A 3,601-nucleotide genomic window follows, 5' to 3' on the forward strand; every position below is an offset into this window, starting at 1 on the left:
GGCGTGGCGGGGCTTCCGGGCCGCCGCCGAGGCCGGGCAGCCGCCGGGGCGGCAGGTCACCGACGGGCTGGTGGGTCTGGTCGGTGCGCTGCTGCTGGCTATCCCCGGTCTGGTCAGCGGGGTGGCGGGGCTGGTGCTGCTGGTGCCGCCGGTGCGCCGGCTGGCCCGGGGCGGGATGCAACGCGCCGCCGAGCGCCGGGTGTCGTCGATGGTGGCCGGTGACCTGTTCGGGCCCCGCCGGGTGCGGGTGCGCCCTGGTGAACCGCGGCCGTCGCCGCGGCCGAGCGCCGGACCGCCGCCGGTGGACGGCGGCGGGGCCATCGAGGGGGAAATCGTCGAGCCCGGTCGCAACTGAGCCGTACGCCACGGCGCCCCGGGAGCGGAACTCCCGGGGCGCCGTGGTGTCGTACGTTCAGGCGCGGCCGCGGCGGGTGCGGACCTCCTGCAGCCGCTCGGCGAGGATGTCCTCCAGCTCGGCGATCGAGCGCCGCTCCAGCAGCATGTCCCAGTGGGTACGCGGCGGCTTGGCCTTCTTCTGCTCCGGCTCACTGCCGTCGACCAGCCGGGCGACGCTGCCGTCGAACTTGCACTCCCAGGTCGTGGGGACCTCGGCGTCGACGGCGAACGGCACCTCGAACTGGTGGCCCTTGGCGCAGAGGTACTCGCGGGTCTGACGCGGCGCGAGCTCCGTGTTGCGGTCGGATTCGTAGCTGACCGCCCCCAGACGGCTACCGCGCAGCATACGCTCGCCCATGATCGACTTCCCCTCGTTCGTGGTGCTGGTCTTCTGGTGTAACGGCACGTCTCCGCCGGGCCATTCCCGCCCGCGGGCGCGGAGCGCACCCGGGCGAGCCTGCACAAGGGTAGCCGGCCAGGACAGCCGCCCGGCGGGGTCGCCCCGGCCGGGTCGAAACGGTGGAGTGTTTCCGCTGTCAACGGGGATGTTAACCGCCCCAGCACAGCGGAGGTTGCGATGGGCGGTGACGCGCCGCTCGGGTTCCGGTCCCCCTCCGGGCGGACCTTCTTCGGGCACCCGCCGGCCCTGGCCACCCTCTTCCTCACCGAGATGTGGGAGCGGTTCAGCTTCTACGGGATGCGGGCCATCCTGGTGCTGCACCTGACCGCGTCGCTGGCCGACGACGGCCTCGCGCTGGACGAGTCCAGGCGTACGTGTGGCTGTTCGTCTTCGCGGCGGCGTTCTGGCTGATCTACGACCAGGCCGGGTCGGTGCTGAACCTGTTCGCCGCCGAGGACACCAACCGGGAGGTGGCCGGCTTCACCTTCCCCGCGTCCTGGCTCCAGTCGGTCAACCCCGTCCTGATCATCATCGGGGCGCCGCTGTTCGCGCTGCTGTGGCTGCGCCTGGGCCACCGGGTGTCCACCCCGGTGAAGTTCGCCGTCGGCCTGGTGCTCAACGGCCTGTCGTTCGTGCTGATGGCCGCCGCCGCGCGGGCCGCCGTCGGCGGCGACCTGGTCTCACCGTGGTGGCTGGTGGCCGTGTACGCCATCCAGGTCGCCGGTGAGCTGTCGCTGAGCCCGGTCGGGCTGTCGGCCACCACGAAGCTGGCGCCGGTGAAGTACGCCAGCCAGATGATGGGCCTGTGGTTCCTGGCCACCGCCGTCGGCGATGCGATCGGCGGCCAGGTGGCCCGGCTGGCCGACACCTGGTCCCAGCCGGTGTACTTCCTGACCTTCGGTCTGGCGTCGGCGGCGCTCGGGCTCGGCGCGGTGATGTTCGCCCGGCAGATCCGGGCCCTGATGGCCGGCATCCACTGACGCGGATCGGGCGGCGGGTCAGCGCGCCGGGGTCGGCGGCAGGGGCAGCGGCAGGCCGGGCAGCCCGTCGATGCTGCGCGCCACGTGCTCCTTGCCGGCGAAGTAGCCGCTCAGCGACGCGTCGTCCTCCCGGGCGAAGCGCTTGCCATGCAGGTCACGGTCGGCGTCGTAGGTCATGAACGGCACCGCGTAGCCGCAGGTGTCGCGGATCACGTCGGCACGCACCACGATGATCGCCCGCAGGCCGTGCCGGCCGGTGTCGATGTCCGGGAAGTGGCCGACCAGATGCGGCCAGCGGGGGTCGTCGCGGAACACCGGCTCACCGCGCCCGTGCACCCGCACGATGTTCGGCGGGCCCTGGAAGGCGCACCACATCAGCGTGATCCGGCCGTTCTCCCGCAGGTGGGCGATGGTCTCGGCGTTGCTGCCCGCGAAGTCCAGGTAGGCCACGGTGCGCTCGTCGAGCACCGCCCAGGAGCCGCGCAGCCCCTTCGGGGAGAGGTTGATGGTGCCGTCGCCGGCCAGCGGCGCGGTGGCGGTGAAGAAGATCGGCTGATCCTCGATGAAGGCCCGCAGCCGGCCCTCAATGCGTTCGTGTGTCTTTCCCACCCGGACATCATCGCCCCGCTGTGGCCGCGGCCGTAGCCCCGCCCCGGTGGCGTCCCACCGCCCAGGCGCCCCTGCCGGCCGGCCCGAATTCCGCGACGGGCGGCATCGCGCCGCGGTCGGCTCAGGCCGGCGGCCGGCCGTCGTCGCGGGGGCCGAGCTGGGCCAGGGCGGCGGCGAGCTGGCTGACCTGGTCGGCCAGCTGGGCCACCCGCCGGTGCGCCTCGTCCCGGTCGGACTCGGCGGCGCGCAGCCGCACCGCCAGCTCGTCGAGTCGGCCCTCGGCGGCGGTGGCGGCTCCGCGCGCGACGGCCAGCTCCGCGCTCAGCGTGTCGTGCCGGCCGGCGAGCGCGGCCAGCTCCGCGCGGGCGCGGTCGGCCTCCGCCGCGGCTTCCCGGCGGGCCGCGTCGGCCTGCTGCCGGGCGCGTGAGGCCTCGGCGGCCGCCGTCCGGGCCGCGTCGGCCTCGGCCCGCGCCCGGTCGGCCTGCTCGCGGGCCTGGTCGGCCTCGGCGTGCAGGCGCCGCGCGCGGTCGAGCGCATCGGTGGCGGTGTGGGCCGCCCGGTCCGCGTCGGCCCGGGCGGCGTCCCGTTGGCCGGTCAGGTCGGCGGCGCGGCGGCGCTCGGCGTCCAACTCGGCGCGCAGCGTCCGCAGCTCGTGGCGGGCCGCGTCGCGGTCCCGTTCGGCCTGCGCCCGCAGTGCCTCCGCGGCGCTGGCCTGCCGGCGGGCCTCGTCACGGGCCGCCTCCGCCCGGTCGGCCCGCTCGGCGGCCGTCGTGGCCTGCCCGGCGGCGCGCCGCGCGTCGTCGCGGGCGGCGTCCCGCTCGGCGGCGGCGGCCCGGGCCTCCTCGCGAGCTCGCACGGCGGCAGCGGCGGCGTCCTCGGCGTCGCGGCGGGCCTCGTCCCGCTCGGTCTGGGCCGCCGCCACCTGGGTCGCCGCGTCGGCGCGGGCCTGCGCGAGCTGGCGTTCCACCCCGACCGGGGACAGTTCGGCGTGCAGCGCCTCGGCCAGCGTCTCCGCGACCTGCTCCAGCCGGTCGACGGCCTCCCAGGTGCGGGCCACCTGACCGGGCAGCCCAGGGGAGTTACGGTGGCGCATCCGGCTGTTGCGGGAGGCCCGCTGGCAGGCGCCGTCGTTGTCGCGGCAGTAGCGGAAGGGCCGACCGGCGCCGGCGCGCTGCGGCACCTCCCGTCCGCAGTGCGCGCAGGGGCGGGTGTCGGC

The 3,601-nt window shown here is 75.9% G+C and carries 6 protein-coding genes; 3 read left to right on the forward strand and 3 right to left on the reverse strand.

Features of this window, described 5'->3' with window-relative positions; translation table 11 throughout:
- The coding region (locus C1I99_RS30425; protein ID WP_111137606.1) for an FxsA family protein at positions 1 to 355 on the forward strand (355 nt) is incomplete at its 5' end.
- Between the two features lie 57 nt (positions 356 to 412).
- Here C1I99_RS30425 and C1I99_RS30430 read toward each other — a convergent pair.
- Positions 413 to 754, reverse strand: a complete 342-nt coding sequence (locus C1I99_RS30430; RefSeq protein ID WP_046564157.1) for an RNA polymerase-binding protein RbpA — start codon at positions 752 to 754, stop codon at positions 413 to 415.
- Between the two features lie 219 nt (positions 755 to 973).
- On the opposite strand from C1I99_RS30430, the gene C1I99_RS34370 reads away from it, so the two are divergent.
- Complete coding sequence (locus C1I99_RS34370) at positions 974 to 1,207, forward strand: hypothetical protein (protein WP_233512805.1); 234 nt, start codon at positions 974 to 976, stop codon at positions 1,205 to 1,207.
- The gene (locus C1I99_RS30435; RefSeq protein WP_233512806.1) at positions 1,171 to 1,776 is read left to right on the forward strand and encodes an oligopeptide:H+ symporter; all 606 of its coding nucleotides are present in this window, start codon (positions 1,171 to 1,173) and stop codon (positions 1,774 to 1,776) included. Before C1I99_RS34370 ends, C1I99_RS30435 begins: the two co-directional genes overlap by 37 nt.
- An 18-nt stretch (positions 1,777 to 1,794) precedes the next feature.
- Here the strand turns inward: C1I99_RS30435 and C1I99_RS30440 are convergent, their stop codons facing one another.
- Positions 1,795 to 2,385 carry a pyridoxamine 5'-phosphate oxidase family protein gene (locus C1I99_RS30440; RefSeq protein ID WP_111137607.1) on the reverse strand — a complete coding sequence of 197 codons (591 nt, stop codon included), beginning with the start codon at positions 2,383 to 2,385 and terminating at the stop codon, positions 1,795 to 1,797.
- A gap of 121 nt (positions 2,386 to 2,506) precedes the next feature.
- Positions 2,507 to 3,601, reverse strand: a 1,095-nt coding sequence (locus C1I99_RS30445) for a coiled-coil domain-containing protein (RefSeq protein ID WP_233512807.1), incomplete at its 5' end; no start/stop codon positions are given.

Source organism: Micromonospora deserti (assembly GCF_003236335.1).
Taxonomy (GTDB): domain Bacteria; phylum Actinomycetota; class Actinomycetes; order Mycobacteriales; family Micromonosporaceae; genus Micromonospora; species Micromonospora deserti.

Excerpts from the sequence above, each read along its gene's own strand:
- C1I99_RS30430 (WP_046564157.1), bottom strand. The coding sequence starts at position 754 with ATGGGCGAGCGTATGCTGCGCGGTAGCCGTCTGGGGGCGGTCAGCTAC.
- C1I99_RS34370 (WP_233512805.1), top strand. The coding sequence starts at position 974 with ATGGGCGGTGACGCGCCGCTCGGGTTCCGGTCCCCCTCCGGGCGGACC.